2 rRNA genes are annotated in these 2530 nt (G+C 58.1%); both read right to left on the bottom strand.

Annotated elements, in window-relative coordinates:
* Positions 1–27: 27 nt before the first annotated feature.
* Positions 28–144 (bottom strand): 5S ribosomal RNA (gene rrf / locus ACFT5B_RS19425).
* 85 nt (positions 145–229) lie between these two features.
* Positions 230–2530: ribosomal RNA gene (locus ACFT5B_RS19420) — 23S ribosomal RNA — on the bottom strand; the annotation flags it as partial.

Below are 2530 nucleotides of genomic sequence, written 5' to 3'. Positions count from 1 at the left end.
GTGGGGGTGGCCTTCGGTTGAATGGGTGTTCGGCGGCGTCCTACTCTCCCACCCCGTCACCAGGGCAGTACCATCGGCGCTGAAGGGCTTAGCTTCCGGGTTCGGAATGGGACCGGGCGTTTCCCCTTCGCTATGACCGCCGTAACTCTATGAACCTGTTCGGGACCCCCGGTCAGGGGGTGTGCCGGTGGCTCTAGAACCGCACAGTGGACGCGAAACAAGAATTGTTGTTGGTAAGTTGTCGGCTGATTAGTACCGGTCAGCTTCACGGGTCGTTAGTCCCCGCTCCCACATCCGGCCTATCTACCCAGTGGTCTAGCTGGGTGCCTCTCCCCCATACGGGGTTGGAAACCTCATCTTGAAGCAGGCTTCCCGCTTAGATGCTTTCAGCGGTTATCCCTTCCGAACGTAGCTAACCAGCGGTGCTCCTGGCGGAACAACTGGCACACCAGAGGTTCGTCCGTCCCGGTCCTCTCGTACTAGGGACAGCCCTTCTCAAGTTTCCTGCGCGCGCAGCGGATAGGGACCGAACTGTCTCACGACGTTCTAAACCCAGCTCGCGTACCGCTTTAATGGGCGAACAGCCCAACCCTTGGGACCTACTCCAGCCCCAGGATGCGACGAGCCGACATCGAGGTGCCAAACCATGCCGTCGATATGGACTCTTGGGCAAGATCAGCCTGTTATCCCCGGGGTACCTTTTATCCGTTGAGCGACGGCGCTTCCACAAGCCACCGCCGGATCACTAGTTCCGACTTTCGTCCCTGCTCGACCTGTCAGTCTCACAGTCAAGCTCCCTTGTGCACTTGCACTCGCCACCTGATTGCCAACCAGGCTGAGGGAACCTTTGAGCGCCTCCGTTACATTTTAGGAGGCAACCGCCCCAGTTAAACTACCCACCAGGCACTGTCCCTGATCCGGATCACGGACCGAGGTTAGGAGTCCAGAGCGACCAGAGTGGTATTTCAACGTTGACTCCACCCACGCTGGCGCGTGAGCTTCGCAGTCTCCCACCTATCCTACACAAGCCGCACCGAACACCAATACCAAGCTATAGTAAAGGTCCCGGGGTCTTTCCGTCCTGCTGCGCGTAACGAGCATCTTTACTCGTAGTGCAATTTCGCCGAGTTCGCGGTTGAGACAGCGGAGAAGTCGTTACGCCATTCGTGCAGGTCGGAACTTACCCGACAAGGAATTTCGCTACCTTAGGATGGTTATAGTTACCACCGCCGTTTACTGGGGCTTAAATTCTGAGCTTCGCTCCGAAGAGCTGACCCGTCCTCTTAACCTTCCAGCACCGGGCAGGCGTCAGTCCGTATACATCGTCTTGCGACTTCGCACGGACCTGTGTTTTTAGTAAACAGTCGCTTCTCCCTGGTCTCTGCGGCCCTCCACGCTAGCCGGCAAGCGGCTTCACGCTTAGGGCCCCCCTTCTCCCGAAGTTACGGGGGCATTTTGCCGAGTTCCTTAACCACGATTCACTCGATCGCCTTAGTATTCTCTACCTGACCACCTGAGTCGGTTTGGGGTACGGGCGGCTAGAACCTCGCGCCGAGGCTTTTCTTGGCAGCATAGGATCACCCTGTTATCCCGCTAATGCGGTCACCATCAGCCCTCGGGCTCAACGAGCAGCGGATTTGCCTGCTGCTCACCCTGCGACCTTGGACGTGGACAACCATCGCCACGCCGGGCTACCTTCCTGCGTCACCCCTGTTAATACGCTTACCTACTACCGGATCGGGTCGCGCGCTAGGCCCACCCAGTGTTCCCGAAGGAACGGCGGGGGGATTCGGGCGCTTAGCATCACCGGGCTCGGTATGGGCGGTTCTTCGCCGGTAGGAGAATCTCAACTCCTTGTCCATCGACTACGCCTGTCGGCCTCGCCTTAGGTCCCGACTTACCCAGGGCGGATTAACCTGGCCCTGGAACCCTTGGTCATTCGGCGGACGGGTTTCTCACCCGTCTTTCGCTACTCATGCCTGCATTCTCACTCGTGTAGGCTCCACCACTGGGTTACCCCGCAGCTTCACTGCCCACACGACGCTCCCCTACCCATCCACACGCCTGGACCACGAAGGCCTAGCAATATGTGAATGCCACAGCTTCGGCGGTGTACTTGAGCCCCGCTACATTGTCGGCGCGGAATCACTTGACCAGTGAGCTATTACGCACTCTTTCAAGGGTGGCTGCTTCTAAGCCAACCTCCTGGTTGTCTGTGCAACTCCACATCCTTTCCCACTTAGCACACGCTTAGGGGCCTTAGCTGGTGGTCTGGGCTGTTTCCCTCTCGACTACGGAGCTTATCCCCCGCAGTCTCACTGCCACGCTCTCACTTACCGGCATTCGGAGTTTGGCTGACGTCAGTAACCTTGTAGGGCCCATCGGCCATCCAGTAGCTCTACCTCCGGCAAGAAACACGTGACGCTGCACCTAAATGCATTTCGGGGAGAACCAGCTATCACGAAGTTTGATTGGCCTTTCACCCCTAACCACAGGTCATCCCCCAGGTTTTCAACCCTGGTGGGTTCGG

Source organism: Luteimicrobium sp. NPDC057192 (assembly GCF_042670205.1).
GTDB lineage: Bacteria > Actinomycetota > Actinomycetes > Actinomycetales > Cellulomonadaceae > Luteimicrobium.
Note: the sequence above shows the minus strand (reverse complement) of the source record. Positions and strands in the feature narration are given on the sequence as shown.